The organism is Seleniivibrio woodruffii (assembly GCF_029267515.1).
Classification (GTDB): Bacteria; Chrysiogenota; Deferribacteres; order Deferribacterales; family Geovibrionaceae; genus Seleniivibrio; species Seleniivibrio woodruffii_A.
Window position 1 is genome coordinate 197,066 of the sequence record NZ_JAJUIS010000003.1, and the last position, 18,192, is coordinate 215,257.

The window sequence follows — 18,192 nt, forward strand, 5'->3', positions numbered from 1 at the left end:
CTGAGGCTCCATCAGCGGGAGCTGCAGTATCGAGGATCGATACAAAAAAATTAAGAAAGAAAAAGAAAAGGACAAAGATGAAAAACCTTTACAGTGAAATTAAAGACGGGCTGTTTCTGATATCAGGTCCCTGTGTGATAGAGAATCAGGACATGCTGCTGCGCATCGCGGGCAGGGTTCAGCAGATAACGGACAGGCTGGGCATAAAATATATCTTTAAAGCGTCGTTTGACAAAGCGAACAGAACTTCAGTAACAAGTTTCCGCGGTCCGGGTATGGAAGAGGGGCTGAAAATGCTGGCAAAGGTGAAGGCAGAGACGGGGCTTCCCATCCTTACCGATATCCACGAGGCATATCAGGCGGCTCCAGTTGCGGAAGTTGCCGATATCCTCCAGATTCCTGCATTTCTCTGCCGCCAGACAGACCTGCTTGTGGCTGCGGCGAAGACGGATAAAATAGTGAACATCAAAAAGGCGCAGTTCCTTGCCGGAAACGACATGGGGCATCCCTGCAAAAAAGTTACAGACAGCGGAAACGATAAGGTAATACTTACAGAGCGCGGAACCATGCTCGGTTACGGCAACCTTGTAGTTGACTACAGAAATCTTGTGGATATGGCACAGTTCGGTTTCCCCGTGGTGATGGACGTCACCCATGCGGTTCAGAAACCGGGAGGACTGGGAGGAAAAAGCGGCGGAGACAGAGGATACGTTCCCTATCTGGCGAAGGCTGCGGCTGCTGTGGGTGTTGACGGTTTCTTCTTTGAAACACATGAAGATCCGGAAAACGCGCTGTCCGACGGTCCCAACATGGTGACGCCGGACAAGCTGGAAGAGATTCTTAAATCCATCATAGATATAAGGACGGCGATCGGCAAGTGAGCGGATTATACGTCCACGTTCCGTTCTGTAAAAACAAGTGCGGCTACTGCGGGTTTTATTCCGCAACAGACGCATACGACCTGACCGAGAGGTATTTTGACGCTGTTCTTAAAGACCTTTCGGCGCGCAAAAGAAAAAAATACGAAACTTTATATATCGGCGGCGGGACACCATCTTCGGTGTCCCCTGTTCTGCTCTCAGTTTTTCTGGACAGGCTGTTTTCTGCCGTCGGTTCAGATTTCACGGAATCCACAATTGAAGCTAATCCAGAAAGTTTAACGGCTGATTTTCTGTCTGTTGTGAAAGACTTCGGATTTTCACGCCTGAGTGTCGGATGCCAGAGCACCGACGAAAGCGTTTTGAAACTGCTTGGCAGGATACACGGAAGGAACGATATCTTCCGCACCGCGGAATCAGCCCGCAGGTTATGCCCGGATACTGCGCTTAATCTCGATATGATATTCGACATACCGTCAGTTGAAAATTCAGTTCAGATGAAGACCCTTGAGGACATTGTATCAATTTCACCGGAGCATGTATCCGCCTATTCCTACAGCTTTGACACGGAATATCTGAAAAATGCCGAACCTTGCTGTGAGTCGGCTTTCATAGAGGTTAAGAGGTCGCTTGAGGCAGCCGGATACCTTAAATATGAGATATCCAATTTCGCACGTAAAGGGTATGAGAGCAGGCACAATATCGGTTACTGGATGCTGAACGATTACGACGGGCTCGGTTCCGCGGCGTGGTCACTGGAAAATTATGACGGAGGGCGTGTGCTTCGCGGAAAGGTGTCGGACGTTGCAGCCTATATCACCGATCCGACAGCATATGCCGAAACCGATAGAACTGAAGGTGTTCATGCGCTGGCACAGGAACTCGTTTTCGGATTAAGGATGCTTGACGGAGTGGATTTTTCTTCGTTAAAATACAGATACGGGGATATGCTCAATATTTTTAATGAGCGGATAGAAAAACTTGTTTCGGAAGGGATGCTGACATGGCAAATGGAAAAACTGAAAATTACGGAAAAGGGAGAACTGCTTTTGGATTCTGTGCAGGAATTTTTGTGGGACTGTTTGCCCTGACGGTATACGCAGGATGTGCGGGAGACTGCATGACCTGCCACCCCAAGCTGAAAGGGAGCAAAGACCATATAGCCCTCACAACCTGTATAAAATGTCATACTCCTGCCAGTAAAAAACTTTTCGAGTTCGGTTCGTCAAACAAGGAGGGCTGCGGTGACAACTGTTTCGACTGCCACAAAGAGTGGCCGAAAGACGGAAACCATGCTCCGATGCTTAAATGTGAAAACTGCCATAAGAAATACAAAAAATAATTTAGTTTTTTAATAAATTTACGTTATAATCAATTCTTATTATTTAATATTGGAGGAGACATGAAGGCAGAATGGAGTGACAGCCTTATCAGCGGAAACGAAACTATCGACTCCCAGCATAAGGATCTGTTTAAACACATCAATTCCTACTTCGACAGTCTTGAGAAACTGTACGGTCACGAAATTACAATTAAAACACTGAATTACCTTCTGAAATATGTCAGATTCCACTTCGGAACCGAAGAGGATCTGATGAAAAGATACGGTTATCCCGATTTCAACGAACATCTCAACGACCACAGAAAACTGGTGGACGAACTTATGACCTGTTATAAATCACTTATTGCCGACGGTCACAGCGAGGAGATAGTGGAAAGACTCCGTGTGCTGTTGCAGGAATGGCTTGTGGAACACATAATGGGTTATGACAAAAAGCTGGCTTCGTTTATGAAAGAGAACGGCTTCTGCGCCTGACTATTTCGTTTTTCTGTCGGCGGCATCAAGGTATGACTGAATAGCAGAGGCTCGCTGCATGGCGTTTGTTCTGAGCCCGTTTTCGGCGGATGGCATTTCCGCAAGTCTCGTATAATTTTTCAGCGCTTCATCATATTTCTGCTGAACGTCCAGAGAACGGGCAAAAGCATAAAGGAAATAGCCGTCGCCGGGGTTTAGCTGTACAGCTCTGCGGTAAGCGGTTTCAGCCCTTACATAGTCTCCTGTGTTCTCCTGAATAATACCTGCGGTGTAGTAAATCTGACCTCCGCCTGTGCCTGAGGAGTTTCCGGAAAGAAGGTCTAGCGCCCTATCGGAGTACCCCATTTCCGACATTTCAAGTGCCGCCGCGCTTATTACGGAAGCGTCGGCAGTGTATGGATTGTTATTTATTATCCCCTGAATTTCGTTCAGCTTTCCAAGGCGTATCTTCGCGGTGAGAAGCCCTGTGAGGGTGGGTTTTGTAACCTTTTCTGCCATTGCTTTGGCATAAAATTCCTCAGCTTTCCTGTTGTTTCCTGAACGAAGGGCAGAGGATGCCTGTGCGGTCAGGGTGTTGTATTCTATCTTGCGGTCATATTCTTTTTTTGCACGCCCGGAAAGAACGAATGGCTGGCTGGTTCGCTGCGCCGGAACTGCGGCAGGAGTCTGCTGTTGCGGCTGTGATGTTTCCGGTGCGGGTGTTTGCGCAGGCTGCTGCGTTTCAGGAACGGGGACAGCCGCCTGAGGAACCGGCAAAGGTGCGGGTCTGCTGATTTCCGGCAGACTGTTCATCGCTGCAAGCCGCTGTTTGTTTGCAGCCGTAGGGTCAAATTCCGGTGACTGTGCCATTGGTGCCGTCTGAGGTTTGGCTGGTTTCGGATTTGGTTCCTCAGAAGGTTTTGATACCGGCACCGGCTGTGCAGGCTGCGGTATTTTCTGTGCGACGTCTGCCGCAGCGTTGACTTTATATTTACTGTCGCCTGTGGGCATGAAAAGCACTATCAGAAAACCTATGACGGCGACCGCAAGCAGTACCAGAAGGGATTTTCTGGGTCCTTTCCCTCTGCCGCCGGACGGTTTAAGGTTCAGCAGGCTCGGAGGCACCGCGCTGCCGGATTTTTTTGTACTGTTCACTTTTTTAAGGCTGTCAAGTATCAGGCTCATATCTATCCGTCTATCAGGGTTGTTGTTATCAGAATAACAAGTTCCCGTTTCTCTTTTTCTGTGGAGCGAGCTTTAAAAAGCATACCGAGACCTGGTATATCGCCCAGAATGGGTATCCTGCGCTCGTTTACAACATCTTTGTTGGTTATTAGTCCGCCCATGACTATGGTTGTTCCATTCTGTACAGTGAGAACCGTTCCCGCCTCTCTCATATTCACCTTGGGATAGCTTGCAACTGAATATGAATTGCCCTGATCGTCCAGTTCATACTGGTAAGCTATCTCTTCGATGCTGGAAAGGATGGGCACGATGTGGAGCGTTATCCTGTTGTCCTCCATAACGTTTGCCGTGACACCGAGAGTTATGCCGTCGAGCACTGTTGACCGTTCGTATGTCACCGTCTGGGTGTTTTCCTCTGTGTCCGTGTCAACCTTCTTTTCCCAGAACGGGTTAAGCTGACCTGATGTTATCATTGCACTCTGACCGTTCAGAACCCTTATGCGCGGGTTGCCGAGAGATTCTATGCGCCCCTGTGTGGCGATGAACTGGAACAGGTTGTCGTAAGACTGCACTATGCCTACGGGTGTCTGGGAGCCTATCAGGTCGCCGATGAGCGTTACTCCGTATCTGCCGTTTTCACTTGTCCAGTTTATTCCGTATGCGCTGGAGTCTGTGAGCACGACCTCCATTATCTTCGCTTCAATGAGAACCTGTTTGGACGCATCCTTTATGGTCTGGCTGATGTATTCGTCTATTATGCTTACGACGTGAGGAGGTGCGTATACCCTGAGAAGTCCTGTGAGGCTGTTGAAAGAGTATCCGCGCAGACCTCTGTAGTATGAACTTTTTATCTGGGTACCTGAGGATGATGCGGAACCGGAAGAGGATGCGCCGGATGCGCCTTTAGCACCGGAAGTGCTTTTCGCGTCTGATGAACCGGATGCCGCGCCCTGCTGACCTGCCGCTGCGCCGGAATCGCCTGAGTCAGATTTCGGCTGCCCGTTTTCGTCCGCAACTTCGGGAAAAATCATTCCGTAAACTGCATTGAGGATATTAAGCTGCATGTTTGCCATGGTGCCGGATTTTGAATAGACTATCTTGTAATCGCCGCTGAGTTCGGTTGACGTGGAGTCGGAACCGAATATGTTGCCGCCGATTGTGGATGTCTGGTCGGCGTTCACGGTTGTATAAGGTATTTTGTATGTTTTTGCCACATATGCGGAAATTTTCAGTGTGCTGCCTGTCACGGAATATGCTATTCCTGCATTTTCGCATACTGAATCCAACGCTTCCCTTGCGGGCATGTTTTTAACTGTCAGAGTGAAGGGTTTGCTGACGTTTACTTCCGGTCCGATGATGAGGTTCAGCCCTGATTCTGCTGCTATCATGTACAGAACTGAAGAAAGATTCTGCTCAACAGCGTCCACTGATACGTACACATTTTCAAGAGGGTCGTTGTCTACTACCGGTTTAGATATTACAGGCGGAGGAGGAGGCGCGAGCGGTTTAACCGCCTGTGCCCTGGAAAAATCGGGCATGATCACTGCTGCCTGTTTCTTTTCCGCAACAGTCGCGCAGGATGCCAGTGAAATTGCCAGAAGAAAAGTTAATATTGAACGTAATACCATTTTTTTCCCCAGTAACCCTCCAGCAGAACTCTTGAATCGTCAACTGCTGTGAGGCGGCTGTAGTTGTCAACATTTTCGCCCTGATTTATAAGCCTGCCGTTAACCACGGCGCATTTTTTGTTTCTGCCGTTCATTACGGCCGAAACAACGTATTCGGGGGCAGAGGGCTTTTCCGCCTGAATTTCGGCTGAAACTTCCGATCCGGTCTGCGCAGTTGTCTGCTGCGTCACCATCCGGTTGAAAAAACCTGCAATAAAAGGATTCCCAAGGTAGTGCGACATATCGAAAGGCTCAATAGGCTCCGGATTTTTCCCTGTTGTAAGCGCTTTTGTGAATTCAGCGTCTTCTTCGGGGATTGAAATATCGAATACATGCCGCATCTTTCCGAATCTTTCGGATACTATGCTTTCCATGGAAGACTCTATCACAGACCTCAGAAAAAATACACAGAAAAGGACTGCCAGAGGGAGCGACAGCTTTATCAGACTTGCGGCGGGGAGCTGTTTCAGTTTCTTAATATTCATATACGCCGCCGTAATATGGCTGATTTGCACTTATTAAAAAGCGCACTGTATTTTTATCCGTTGATTTTAGAAACGTAAGTTTTTTTACAGTTATGACAGGAGCTACGCTGTTTTCCAGATAATTAACTATAGCGCTTATCTGTGAGGGGTTTGTCGGTTCTATCTCAAATTCCAGTTCGGCAGTGTAGGAACCGCCGCTGTCTGTTATGTCATTCAGCATCTTTCCGCCGTATAGAGTTCGGAAGTTTTCCAGCGTTTCCAGAAGGAGGCGTTTGGCTTCAACAGGCGTCAGATAAGGAAGATTTACGGAGCTTAGAGCCGTTTCAAGTCCGTTTAGCCTTATCTTTGTATCGCCAGCTCTGTAAAGGTTCGCTGTTCTCTGCATGTCTCTTATGCTGTTTTCCATTGCGCCGTTGATAACGCCGAGCATTATCAGAAGCAGCGAAAGGGTGAATATCATACTGCTTAAAGCGACGAGCAGTTTGTAGCTTCTGAAAATCCTCAGAAAGATATACATCATCCGCCCGCCTGCTGCTGAACAGCTTCGCCCTTTTTGAATAGAAGTTTTACAGTGACGGTCATATCGTCGGTTTTAAAAGCTGTATTATCTTCAAGGGTATAGCCGCCCTGTGATTTGATTTTTTCAAGCTCGTAATGAAGGCTGTCCTTGAAACTTTCCATCTGTGCCAGCTTGTTGAAATGCAGCACACCGCCTATTTCCACAATTTTTTCGCCGTCTTTGGACGCGTCGAAATTCACCAGCTCATAATCTCCCATGGCAAGCAGTTCCGCAAAGAGACCGAAATCTCTGGATACGCTCTGCTGTCTTTTTTCCAGCGTGCGGTAATAGTGGAGGTCAAACTGCTTTTCGTGTCCGGCTGAAACCTCCGTCAGATAATTCTTTATCTTTCTGCTGAGGCTCTGAGCCTGCATTGTTATTGTCGATTTATTGTCGTAAAGTGTTAAAACCGCAGAAGCCGACATCAGAAGCAGAACCAGAACACAGGCGAGCGCAGCGCTGTTTACGATTGACGTTGCAAAGTTTTTTGCCTGAGTCTGTATTATCTGTCGCGGAGTCATGTCGTATGCGCTGTCCAGATAACAAAGGGAGATAGGGATCAGATATTCCTGAAAAATATCGTTAGGGCAGTTTTCCACTATGCCCATGGGGATAAGGGTGGACTGAGCCACACCTGAAAATTCGTAGAACATGGTGGAAAGTTCACGCATGTCGGCGAGTTTGCCGGAGAATACGATATTGTCTATCTTCATGCGGAGGTTCTTCGTTGCGTACATGTATGTCAGGTTAAGGTATTCGTAATATGCGCTTAAAAGGTTGGAACCTTTTTCAGTGGGGTTGTTTCTGGTGTAAACTATATAGTCGTTGATGCAGATGGTGACGCATATCTTCGTTTCGTCGGCGTATGCGTGGAAAACGGTCTTATCCGGAAAGTATTTATTCACCAGCGCGCAGAGAGCGAAGTCGGATATTGTAAACATATTGAGCTGCTGCATGGTTTTGTCGTTCAGACCGGAATCGTTATAAAGCACGGAAGAGGGCACCATCAGAACCTTATATGTGAGGTTGCCGGAAGAGTCAGGAATCTGAGCCGTATTAGCCTTGTACGCCATCAGGTATTCCTGTGCCGGGTCTATGTTCTCTTTCAGTTTGTTCATGGAGATTATTCTGAACGTTTCCGAATCTTTAACAGGGGGGAGAGTGATTGTCTCTTCAACTGTGTCGAAATAGCTCATGCCGATATTTAAGGGCATCCCCTTTGAAAGATAGTGGATATTATCAACATCCGTGGTATAATATTTAAGCATAGAGAAAGTTTTCCCTTTCTTTTGCATTACCACAGCCTTAGCAGTTACTGTTTCGGCGGATTTGGATAATTCGGCACTGAATAATTTCATGAATAACAATACTATGGCAGTCAAACTATTTCAAGAGAATTGATGTTTAAATGTTGCGTATTTTAGTTGTAGAAGACGACGAGGCAATCCGTAGCCAGCTTTGCTTCGCGCTTGAAAAAAAGTATGATGTGACGGAAGTTGCTAACGCTCCTGAGGCGATTTCGGAGACCGACAGAGGTGCGTTCGATGTTGCCGTGGTGGATCTCGGTCTGCCGCCGAATGAGCAAAGCCCTGTTGAGGGACTGAAAGTTATAGACCATCTTCTGTCCGTCTCCCAGTGCAAAATAATAGTTCTGACAGGGCAGAGCACCAAAGAGTGCGCAATGAGCGCCCTTGAGCGCGGGGTATTCGATTTTCTCGTGAAACCCGTCAAGATGGAACAGCTCTTCTATTCCATTGAACGGGCGGAACTTTTCATCAGCACCGAAAGGGAACTTCAGAAACAGGGCGTTGAACGCATCGAGTTTCAGGTGAAGATAGGCGACGGGCTGCAGAAGCTCAGGGAACTTGCGGAGAAAAATATCATTCTGCGCGTGCTTAACGATACCGGATTCAACGTTTACCAGTCTGCAAAAATTCTTGGCGTCAAACGGGAAAGCCTCTATTATTTTATAAAAAAATTCAACCTCGTCAGAAAAACAGATGCTTAACCATGTGTTCGTAGCAATTATTACCGCCGGAATCATAATAATCACATCCCACTATGCAATAAACTATGTCACAAACAGATATCTGGGAATAATTTCAGAACTTATCAAAATGAACGAGGTGGACGGCTTTGACCCCGTTATGCTTCTGCGCCATCTTGAACCCTTTCTGAAAAGGCTGGGGATAACGGATTTCGGGTACTATCTCTTTTATCACAATGTCGAATACGTCCGCAGAAACGGTTCCCACAAAAAATCCATAACCAAGTTTGTTCATACGTCGGAATATACGGTTTACATCGATATCGTGCCGGGGTTCAGATTCATCGAGTCGGATTTCATCACCAGAGTCCTGGTGGAGGTCATTTTCCTGCTTTTGAAGGCTGATGTTAACATACAGACCACAGCGGCACAGAAAGCATTCAGAAAATCCGCTGAGCTGCAGGCGTTTATCAATCATGACGTTAAAAACCTGATACAGTTTGTCAACGTGCTTGAGTTCAATCTTTCACAGGTGGACGACGATGCCGGATACCGCAGGTTCGTCAGGTATATGCAGAAGAGTCTGCCGGGACTTAAAGTACGGGCGGACAAGATACTGTCAGCGCTGAACAGTACCCAGCCGGAGATAGACAGTGTTCCTGAAAAACTTATGCCTATGATGATGGCGGTCGATGCCGCCGGAATTTATGGCGTGACCATTCATACGGATACCCCTGCCGACAAAGAGATAACCGCGCGTAAAAGGGGACTAACCGTTATTATTGAAAATATCATAAAGAACTTTTATGATAAGAGCATATCGGAGCACGGCATTGAGCTTTTCGTTGACGTATCCGAAGATGCGAACGCATATGTGATGAGGTTCAGGGACAACGGATCACCCATTGCCGACTGCGAAAAGATATTTGAACCCTTCTTTTCGGGGAAGGTGAACGGGCTTGGCATAGGGCTTTTCCACTGCCGCAATATCGCCGCCGGAATGGGTGGGAAACTGACGGCGGAGAATACCTTACAGGGTCCCGTCTTTGTTCTGTCCATAAATAAATGAGGTGCGCAATGTCTGAAAAAGGCTTCACTCTGGTCGAGCTTGCTATTGTGCTGGTTATCATCGGCGTGCTTATCGGCGGCGTGATAAGAGGTCAGGGGATGATAGAAGACGCCAGAGGGAAAAAGGTCGTCACCGACGCCACAGTTCTTGTGAACGCTCAGTACAGATATTACGAGAGAATGGGAAGATATGCCGGAGACAGCGACAACAACGGAATAATCAATTTTGGAACCCTGAACTCAGCGGCGCCGAACGATGCCAATGTGACGGATAACACAGACGTTGACTTTGCTTTCAACGAACTCAAGACAGTAGGCATATTTCCTGCTTCTTCAACAAATGCGCTGCTCGCCACTACCCAGCGCGGCGGATTTATGTATTTCGCCGGGGGCACAATCACCGATACGGCTGGCAATTCTTTGCCTGTTAACATGGTGGTGCTGCGCAACGTCGAGTGTGTTGCGGCATTCGCCCTTGAGCTGAACGTTGATTCCGATGCGCCTGATTCAGCAACGGGCGCTTCAACAGGCAAGATAAGACGGCTATCCGGAAATGCGTTCGCAGGCGACAGTTGGACGGCAACAGACGGCGATTGTGTTTCAGGCGGCAGAGTTATCGGCACAAACACAACCAACGTGGCATATATTTTCAGCGGACTGTGAATATTGTCTGGTAACATTCACATATTTGTATTCATGTTTGCTTGACTTAGGTGCATAACCTCTTTAGAATAAATTATTGTTTTTTGGAGGTTATTAAATGAGAAAAATTGTATGGTTATTGCTTATCGCATCCCTGACAGTGGTTCTGTCAGGTTGCTGGGATGGCGACAGTTCATCCGACAGCGAAGATTCATCTGACAAGGTCAGTGAAGTTCTTTCGTCTGATGAAAAAACTCTCTTCACTGAAGAAGAGCTTGCCGTTATCGACAGCATGAGCGACGAAGAGATAGTTGTCGCTGCAAACGCTGAACTTGACACTGCAAATTCCGACGGCTCCATAAGTTCAGACGAGCTTGCTAAGGTAAACGCTTTTTACAAAATGGCAGCTGAGAAGAGCGACGAAGGCAAGGTTCTTTATGCTGTCTCAAGCGTTGCAACAGCGACTGACCTTGTTGCATCCATCACAACTCGCGATGCAGACGGAAAGGATCGTATGCCCATCGTGTCAAACGCGACCAATTATATCAAAGGCAGCCTTGTAGATTCATACTACAGCAGCGTTTCTGCCAGTATAGATTCATCACTGGCTCTGCTTGACAATATTGACAGCAGCTTTGCGGTCAACATGACTTTCGGAGGCACCGCATACGATGTTGACTACGGCGACGTGCTCACGCTGAAGGCGGCGCTTGAAGCTGCTAAAATGAACATCGCTTATGCTTACGCATACAACATCAAAAGCGAAACAAACTATCTTTATTTGTATGACTTCACAGCGGAGAATGAGGATTTTCTGACTCCTTCTGCCGAAGCGGAGGCTGTACTTTCTGCCCAGAAAGCGGTTGCTCTTGCAATGCTTGAAAATCTCAAGGCTGCTAACGACTATATTTCCGCTGAAACTGACAGCCAGTCCGACGACCTTGTGCTTATCGATGGTAAATATGCGGAAGACGTTGATTCATATTACAATCAGATCGTTGACTCTATGAACGGTACCGCTGATTTTGTGTATGCTAATATGTCTGCGGATCTTTCAAAACTTTTTACAGTGCTTGCTCTCAGAGGCTATGTTACCTCTACTGATGATGATACACTTGGAGGTCTGTTTGGCGGAGATACGACCAACCTTCAAAATCTTCATATAAATATTTTGGAAGCAGCCGGAATGGCAGGATAATAACAACTGCGGGCGCTTTGCGCCCGCTCTTTTCTTTTCAGGTACAATGAAACATTCTGTCATAAAACGTTATTCCTTTCTTTTAATACTGATTCTTGCGATCATTCTCCTGCTGTACGCCTTTGTTTTCCATCCGTCTATAAAAAGTGAAGGTTCCGATGAGAACGTATTTCAGATGAAAGACGTTCATTCCGGCGCGCTGACGGGTTACGGGTCTTACGAGGTCTCCTTTAAAAGTCTTGATTTCGAAGCGGAAAAATTTCTGAACATGAAGTTCAACGCCATGCAGACAATGTATGTAGATGGCTTTGCACTTAAACTGAATATAGACGATATTGAAAAATTTAAAAAAGGCATGACTTCAGCGGATAGCATTGATACGTTCAGAGGGTTTATGCTGAACGCTGACAGCGGACTTATGCGCGGACGGATGATAAATGCAGTTGAGATGAAAGGTTTTCGCCTGGATATAAATATCGGAGGGGAGAAACGTTATATCGTGGCTTCCGACAGGCTGCTGATGAAACGCGGAAAGCCTGTTATGATGGCGGCAACTGTGATTGCAGACCTGAAAACCGGTAAAACATACGGCACGCTCGGCTGTACTTTCGACCGAGGTTTTTCAAAGATTAAATTCATAAGAGAAGTCTATCTGATGGAAGGGAAGAAACAGACCCCTGCTGAGCTTAAAGATATTGTGCTTTTCTGAAAAAAAAGCCCGCGTGAAGCGGGCTTGTGATGATTCTCTTATCTTGCGCCGACAATGAAGCGCGTGGGGTTAACCGGAACGCCGTTAACAAGCACTTCGTAGTGGACGTGGGGTCCGGTGCTTCTGCCTGTGTTGCCGACCAGTGCTATTCTGTCGCCTTTTGAAACTTTCTGCCCTGCCTGAACAAGGTTATTGCTGTTGTGCGCGTATTTCGTCATATAGCCGAAACCGTGGTCAATTATAACGACCTTTCCATATCCGTTCTTGCGCCCGGAGAAGATAACGGTTCCTTTTGCAGCCGCGCGTATGGGTGCGCCGTATTTAGAGGCGATATCAAGTCCCTCGTGGAAAACGCGTCTTCCTGTGAAGGGTGAAATTCTGTAACCGAAACGGCTGGATATCCATCCGCTTGCGGGCCATATGGATGGAGTGGAGCTTAAAACCAGCTTTTGTTTTTCAAGTATATCGGCGAGTTCCGAAAGGCTCATGGCTCTTTTTTCAAGGTCTGTGCCGAGGCTTGAAAGTGTGTTGGAAAGGTCTTTGAAATAGTCCTTGTCCTTCTGTTCGTTGGCTTTGGTGATATCTGTTACGGGGTCAAGTTCCTTGCCGCCCATAGCAAGCTGTTTCTTTTCGCTTGAGATTTTACCGCCGAGCGATGCAAGTCCTCTGACCTTCTCCTCAAGCTCGACGACGGAAGCCAGTTTGTCGTTGATGACGACCATCTGGTTTTCGTAGCCTGCTATCTGGTTTTTAAGTTTTTCGTTTTCCGATTTATAGGTGAGGAGAACTTCTTTTTCTTTTGAGATCTCGCTGAGTTTGTAAAACCCGACGCATGAGACAGCGGCAAAAACGGCGCTGAAGGCAAGAACACCGGCAACAACGCTGCCGCTGAACTTACGGGTTTTAACTTCGCCGAGCCGTGACTCATCGAAAATCATGACCGTATATTTCTTCTTCATTCCGCCTCCGTTAAAATTTTAATTATCAAGTTTACACGAAACTGCCGATTATATCAAGAAATTATCCTTATCAGGCAATTCGTGCGTAAGTTGCTGTTATATTTTTGTTTACAGGTTTATGACAGTTCTTTGATCAGTTCAGCCACTCTTTCTGTACATTTTTCAACGGGCACCTCTTCCGTTGTTCCCGTTTTTCTGACGGTTACTTCAACGCAGCCTTTTTCCAGCGTTTTTTTGCCGATGGTGACGCGGACGGGTATGCCGATCAGTTCCGCATCGGTGAATTTAACGCCTGCGCGTTCGTCCCTGTCATCTAAGAGGGGTTCAAGCCCCATATCGTTCAGTATTTTGTATATCGTTTCCGCATTTTTCATAACGTCCTCGTCCTTAACGGCGAGGGGCACCACGCACACTTTGAACGGGGCGAGCTGCACAGGCCACACTATGCCTTTTTCGTCGTGATTCTGTTCTATGGCTGACGCTGCGACACGGGTTACTCCGATTCCGTAGCATCCCATGATGAACGGCTGTCTCTTTCCCTCGCTGTCGAGGAAGTTTGCGTTCATTGCTGCGGAGTATTTTGTGCCGAGTTTGAAGATGTGTCCCACCTCTATACCCTTGGTTATGACGTATTTTCCTCCGCATTTGCAGCATTTGTCGCCTGGGTTTGCGTTGCGGAAGTCGTCAACGTCGGCAAATTCGAAATCTCTGCCGTGGTTGACGTTCAGAGTGTGGGTCTCTTTAAGGTTAGCGCCGACGCAGTAGTTCACCATAGCGGCAACTGCGAAGTCGCCGTAAACGGGAACCTTCATGCCGACAGGACCTGAAAATCCCATAGGGCCGCCTGTTGCTTCCTCAATCTCTTCGGGGCTTGCCAGCTCAACGGTTGTTGCGCTGAAATAGTTTTTAACCTTCGCCATGTTCATTTCGTGGTCGCCGCGCACCATGATTCCTACGAGTTTGTCATCGACACGCACTATCATGGTTTTTGCTATGGAAGCGGCAGGGATGTTCAGGAAGTTTGCCACCTCCTCAACAGTCTTGGCTTTAGGTGTCGCCACGTCTTCCGAGGGTTTAAGCTCGTCAGCGGATTTAGTGTATTCGTCAACGCATACCGCTTTTTCAAGGTTTGCGGAGTAATCGCATGAATCACAGCTTATAACGAAGTCTTCGCCTGTGTCTGCAAGCACCATGAACTCGTGGGAGAACGAACCGCCTATGGAGCCAGTATCTGCGTCCACCACTTTGTATTTCAGTCCGCACGCCTCGAATATGCGGCAGTATGCCTGACGCATGTTCTCATAGCTGATGTTTGCGCCTGCGTCGTCCATGTCGAACGAGTAGGCGTCTTTCATCATGAACTCCCGTCCGCGCATGAGACCGAAACGCGGACGAACCTCGTCACGGAATTTTGTCTGTATCTGATAAAGGTTTATAGGCAGGTTTTTATATGAGCTGATGAAGCTGCGCACAACGTCGGTGATGACCTCTTCGTGGGTGGGACCGTAGCAGAACTCCCTGTCGTGACGGTCTTTGATGCGCAGAAGTTCTTTTCCGTAATAGTTCCAGCGTCCGGATTCCTTCCAGAGTTCGGCGGGCTGGACGGAGGGCATGAGAAGCTCTATTGCGCCCGCTTCGTTCATACATCTGCGGACGATATCCTCAACCTTGCGGATAACGATAAGCCCCAGCGGAAGATAGTTGTACACGCCGGATGCGAGTTTTTTTATCATACCCGCGCGGAGCATGAGTTTATGGCTTACCACCTCTGCCTCGGCGGGAACCTCGCGCAGGGTGGGGATGAAAAATCTGCTGTATCTCATTTTTATCTCTCCTTGATAAAAAGAAAAATCTATAACATAATCCGGCTGTACGCGCCAGAGTTAATAATATTCTATAATCCTGCGCGTGTGAAGAAATAATTTTTCTGCTATAATCGCAGAAATATTGATTTACAAAGTCGGTCTGCCGCTTTCAGAGGTTTGAACTATGTCTAAGAAAACAGTCGGACAGCTTCTTAAAGAGCTTGGCTATGTCACAGAGGAACAGATTCAGGTTGCTCTCGAAGTTAAAAAGATAAGGGACAGGCTGCTGGGCGAGATACTCATTGAGCTGTCATTCGTCTCCCCGCGGGAGATCGCCCTTGTTGTTGCAAAACAGTCCGGCAGACCCTACATAGACATAAACGAACATCCGCCGTCAAAGGATTCACTGCGTCTTTTCGACAAAAGCGTCGCGAAGCAGCTTGAGATAATTCCACTTGAGAACAAGCCGGAGAAACTTGTTGTCGCCGTTGCCGACCCGTTCAACATCAACACTCTTGACATCCTCCGCAGAAAGGCGGGGAAAGAGGTGGAGATATACGTCTGCGACAGGGACTCAATTCTCAAAAATATAGAGATAAACTATTTCCTGCTGGAAAAACCAATTGAGGAGGAGGTCAGCAGGATAGTTAAGCGCTATACAGCCTCAGGTTCGTCCGCGGAGATTCCCCAGCTTCTTGAGCACATAATCAACAGCGCCATTATAACCCGCGCAACGGATATACACATATCGCCGGAGAGCATTGCCACCCACGTGTTTTTCAGGGTTGACGGCATCCTGCGTCACTTTTACGTTTTTCAGAGTGAACTGCACAACGCAATTTCGTCCCGCATAAAGATTCTTTCAAATCTGGATATCGCCGAACAGCGTCTTCCGCAGGACGGCTCAATGACACATACCTTTTTCGACGAGAACTTCGACATAAGGGTTTCCACCATCCCCACCATCCACGGGGAGGGAATCGTTATGAGGGTGCTCAGCAAGAACGTATCGCTGTTCAATCTTGACAGCCTTGGTTTTGAGAAACCCACTCAGGTGCGGCTTGAGAAACAGCTCGCACGCCCCCACGGCATACTTCTTGTCACAGGTCCCACAGGTTCCGGTAAAACGACGACTTTGTACGCTTCACTGCGCAAGATAAACTCGCTCCAGCGCAAGGTGCTCACAGCGGAAGACCCAATAGAATACAAATTCCCGTTCATAAAACAGACGCAGGTCAACGAAAAGGCTGGGTACACCTTCGCCCGCGCAATGCGCGCGTTTCTTCGTCAGGATCCTGATGTTATCCTGCTTGGTGAGATGCGGGACGAGGAGACAGCGGAAATGGCTATGCGCGCCGCGATAACAGGTCACCTTGTGCTCTCCACGCTCCACACAAACGACGCTGTTACGGCTATACCCAGACTTCTGGAAATGAACATAAATGATTATATGATTGCCTCCGGTGTGGGCGGAATCCTCGCCCAGCGGCTTGTGCGCAAGGTCTGCATATTCTGCCGCAAAGAGGCCTCCATAAAAGGTTCGGAACTGCTTAAAATGGGCATCCCGGAAGATATGCTAGCGCGCAACGGCATAACGCCGGAATACGATGTTAAGTATATGCGCGGCGAAGGCTGCGAAATGTGCAAGGATACAGGATATTCCGGCAGGGGCGTCATAAGCGAGCTTCTGGAGATAACGGACGAAGTTGGCGATCTTATCGTCGCCGGAGCGTCGCCTCTCAAAATATATACAAAGGCAGTCGAGTCGGGTATGATTCCGATACTCGAATCGGGGCTGCTTAAAATGATGAAGGGTATCACCACCCCTGAAGAAATATTGAGGGTTGCGCTCTAATGCAGGTATACAGAATCAGACTGCTGGATGCTTACGGCAGGGTTAAATCCAAGATAATCGAAGTTGAGAATGAAGAGGATATAAACGGTTACGTTGCCAGCCTCGGCTCAAATGTGATAGGTGTTGCCAAACTTCCATCATACACAAGATTTCTGAATCGTAAAAAGAAAATACAAACCAGCGAAATAGTGGAGGTTATTGACAACCTCCATATGATAGTTAAGTCGGGTCTTCCGGTTAACTCCGGTCTGATGGATCTTGCGTCTGACAGCGAAAACCCCGCCATGGCGGATATGCTGAACGATCTGAGTTACAGGGTGCAGACTGGTATGACCTTTTCACGCGCAATGGCAAAATATGAAAACGTGTTCACCGGAATGGTTGTTAACCTCGTGCGCATAGGCGAAGAGACAGGACAGCTCGACAATACCCTTAAAAATGCTGCAGAACACCTTAAAAAGATGTCGGACCTGCGCACAAAAACAAAATCCGCTCTTATCTATCCGTCGTTTGCGTTCGTCGCCATGATAGGCGTTATGGTGTTCTGGCTCGTTGTCGTCATGCCAAAGATGATAGAGGCTTTCAAATCTTTCAACATAGAGCTGCCGCCCACAACTCGTTTCATCATGTGGCTTTCAGACTTTATGCAGAGCTATATTCTGCTTCTGATTCTGGCTGTGACAGGAGTCGTTATCCTCAACGGCATGATGCGGAAAAAATCAGAGGAATACAGGTTTGCCACGGACAGGATAATCACGAAGCTGCCCGTTTTCGGGATAATCGTTAAGAACTATAACTATGCTTTCATAGCGGAATATATCAGGCTTATGATATCCGCGGGTCTGCCGCTTTATTCGGCGCTGAACATAATGGAGGAGAGCCTGCCCAACCTCGTGTATAAACGCTCCATAGCTTCCGCAAGGGATATGATAGCCAGCGGACGTTCGTTCTCCGCGGCACTTTCCGAGCAGAAGATGTACCCCAGAATAATCACCCGTATGGTCGGCATCGGCGAGCAGACAGGAAACCTTGACAACCAGCTCGGCAACGTCGCCGAATATTACTATTACAAAGTAGATACCATAGCCAACAACATATCCAAAATGATAGAACCTATAGTCATAGGCGTTGTCGGGGTGTTTATGCTCGTCATCATGATAGGGCTTATGGGACCCATATTTACCCTAATCTCCAGTATGCCCACCTAGTTCGGCGGCTATATGCGGCGCATTACTGCGTCAGTGTCTCCTCGAAACTGCTCACATACTCCGTATGTATGCTCGCAGCCCGCTCGTCGTCACTTCCTTGTACTGCTTGCATCTAACCGCCGAACATCGGGCTTTATAACCGTCGTATTTCGTCGTCAGCTTTCGTTCGTTTCACAAAACCTTCCTTGAACT

The 18,192-nt window shown here is 47.7% G+C and carries 18 protein-coding genes; 11 read left to right on the plus strand and 7 right to left on the minus strand.

Annotation, left to right across the window (positions count from 1 at the left end):
• Positions 1-77 precede the first annotated feature (77 nt).
• The 4 genes from kdsA to Q7P67_RS04925 are packed head-to-tail and all read left to right on the plus strand — an operon-like array spanning position 78 to position 2,694.
• Positions 78-881 carry a 3-deoxy-8-phosphooctulonate synthase gene (gene kdsA, locus Q7P67_RS04910; RefSeq protein WP_303850797.1) on the plus strand — a complete coding sequence of 268 codons (804 nt, stop codon included), beginning with the start codon at positions 78-80 and terminating at the stop codon, positions 879-881.
• Positions 878-1,969, plus strand: coding sequence for a coproporphyrinogen-III oxidase family protein (locus Q7P67_RS04915; protein ID WP_303850798.1), 1,092 nt, complete (start codon positions 878-880; stop codon positions 1,967-1,969). The genes kdsA and Q7P67_RS04915 overlap by 4 nt, the downstream gene beginning before the upstream one ends.
• A complete protein-coding gene (locus Q7P67_RS04920; protein WP_303850799.1) occupies positions 1,951-2,220 on the plus strand; it encodes a hypothetical protein in 270 nt (89 codons plus the stop codon). Before Q7P67_RS04915 ends, Q7P67_RS04920 begins: the two co-directional genes overlap by 19 nt.
• A gap of 60 nt (positions 2,221-2,280) precedes the next feature.
• A complete protein-coding gene (locus Q7P67_RS04925) occupies positions 2,281-2,694 on the plus strand; it encodes a bacteriohemerythrin (protein ID WP_303850800.1) in 414 nt (137 codons plus the stop codon).
• Here the strand turns inward: Q7P67_RS04925 and Q7P67_RS04930 are convergent, their stop codons facing one another.
• From Q7P67_RS04930 to Q7P67_RS04950, 5 genes are read right to left on the minus strand one after another with little or no spacing between them, the layout of a single operon-like run.
• A complete protein-coding gene (locus Q7P67_RS04930; protein WP_303850801.1) occupies positions 2,695-3,858 on the minus strand; it encodes a tetratricopeptide repeat protein in 1,164 nt (387 codons plus the stop codon). It abuts the gene before it with no gap.
• A 2-nt stretch (positions 3,859-3,860) separates the two neighbouring features.
• Complete coding sequence (locus Q7P67_RS04935) at positions 3,861-5,486, minus strand: hypothetical protein (RefSeq protein WP_303850802.1); 1,626 nt, start codon at positions 5,484-5,486, stop codon at positions 3,861-3,863.
• The gene (locus tag Q7P67_RS04940; protein WP_303850804.1) at positions 5,465-6,010 is read right to left on the minus strand and encodes a hypothetical protein; all 546 of its coding nucleotides are present in this window, start codon (positions 6,008-6,010) and stop codon (positions 5,465-5,467) included. Before Q7P67_RS04940 ends, Q7P67_RS04935 begins: the two co-directional genes overlap by 22 nt.
• Complete coding sequence (locus Q7P67_RS04945; protein ID WP_303850805.1) at positions 6,000-6,530, minus strand: hypothetical protein; 531 nt, start codon at positions 6,528-6,530, stop codon at positions 6,000-6,002. Before Q7P67_RS04945 ends, Q7P67_RS04940 begins: the two co-directional genes overlap by 11 nt.
• Positions 6,527-7,927 (minus strand): hypothetical protein, encoded by a 1,401-nt coding sequence (locus Q7P67_RS04950; protein ID WP_303850806.1) that lies wholly within the window; start codon positions 7,925-7,927, stop codon positions 6,527-6,529. The genes Q7P67_RS04945 and Q7P67_RS04950 overlap by 4 nt, the downstream gene beginning before the upstream one ends.
• A 50-nt stretch (positions 7,928-7,977) precedes the next feature.
• Between Q7P67_RS04950 and Q7P67_RS04955 the strand changes: the two genes are divergently transcribed.
• The 5 genes from Q7P67_RS04955 (at position 7,978) to Q7P67_RS04975 (ending at position 12,173) form a co-directional block, all read left to right on the plus strand.
• Positions 7,978-8,577 (plus strand): response regulator, encoded by a 600-nt coding sequence (locus Q7P67_RS04955; protein ID WP_303850807.1) that lies wholly within the window; start codon positions 7,978-7,980, stop codon positions 8,575-8,577.
• Positions 8,570-9,625, plus strand: a complete 1,056-nt coding sequence (locus Q7P67_RS04960; protein WP_303850809.1) for a HAMP domain-containing sensor histidine kinase — start codon at positions 8,570-8,572, stop codon at positions 9,623-9,625. Before Q7P67_RS04955 ends, Q7P67_RS04960 begins: the two co-directional genes overlap by 8 nt.
• A gap of 8 nt (positions 9,626-9,633) precedes the next feature.
• Positions 9,634-10,287 (plus strand): prepilin-type N-terminal cleavage/methylation domain-containing protein, encoded by a 654-nt coding sequence (locus Q7P67_RS04965; RefSeq protein ID WP_303850810.1) that lies wholly within the window; start codon positions 9,634-9,636, stop codon positions 10,285-10,287.
• Between the two features lie 97 nt (positions 10,288-10,384).
• Positions 10,385-11,464 (plus strand): hypothetical protein, encoded by a 1,080-nt coding sequence (locus Q7P67_RS04970; protein WP_303850812.1) that lies wholly within the window; start codon positions 10,385-10,387, stop codon positions 11,462-11,464.
• Between the two features lie 46 nt (positions 11,465-11,510).
• On the plus strand, positions 11,511-12,173 hold the full coding sequence (locus tag Q7P67_RS04975; RefSeq protein ID WP_303850813.1) for a hypothetical protein: 663 nt from the start codon (positions 11,511-11,513) through the stop codon (positions 12,171-12,173).
• Between the two features lie 38 nt (positions 12,174-12,211).
• Here the strand turns inward: Q7P67_RS04975 and Q7P67_RS04980 are convergent, their stop codons facing one another.
• Together Q7P67_RS04980 and Q7P67_RS04985 are read right to left on the minus strand one after the other, a co-directional pair.
• On the minus strand, positions 12,212-13,132 hold the full coding sequence (locus Q7P67_RS04980) for a M23 family metallopeptidase (RefSeq protein WP_303850814.1): 921 nt from the start codon (positions 13,130-13,132) through the stop codon (positions 12,212-12,214).
• Positions 13,133-13,248: 116 nt separating this feature from the next.
• Positions 13,249-14,955 carry a proline--tRNA ligase gene (locus tag Q7P67_RS04985; protein ID WP_303850815.1) on the minus strand — a complete coding sequence of 569 codons (1,707 nt, stop codon included), beginning with the start codon at positions 14,953-14,955 and terminating at the stop codon, positions 13,249-13,251.
• A 166-nt stretch (positions 14,956-15,121) separates the two neighbouring features.
• On the opposite strand from Q7P67_RS04985, the gene Q7P67_RS04990 reads away from it, so the two are divergent.
• Positions 15,122-16,792, plus strand: a complete 1,671-nt coding sequence (locus Q7P67_RS04990) for a GspE/PulE family protein (protein WP_303850816.1) — start codon at positions 15,122-15,124, stop codon at positions 16,790-16,792.
• Positions 16,792-18,000, plus strand: a complete 1,209-nt coding sequence (locus Q7P67_RS04995) for a type II secretion system F family protein (RefSeq protein WP_303850817.1) — start codon at positions 16,792-16,794, stop codon at positions 17,998-18,000. The genes Q7P67_RS04990 and Q7P67_RS04995 overlap by 1 nt, the downstream gene beginning before the upstream one ends.
• Positions 18,001-18,192 lie beyond the last annotated feature (192 nt).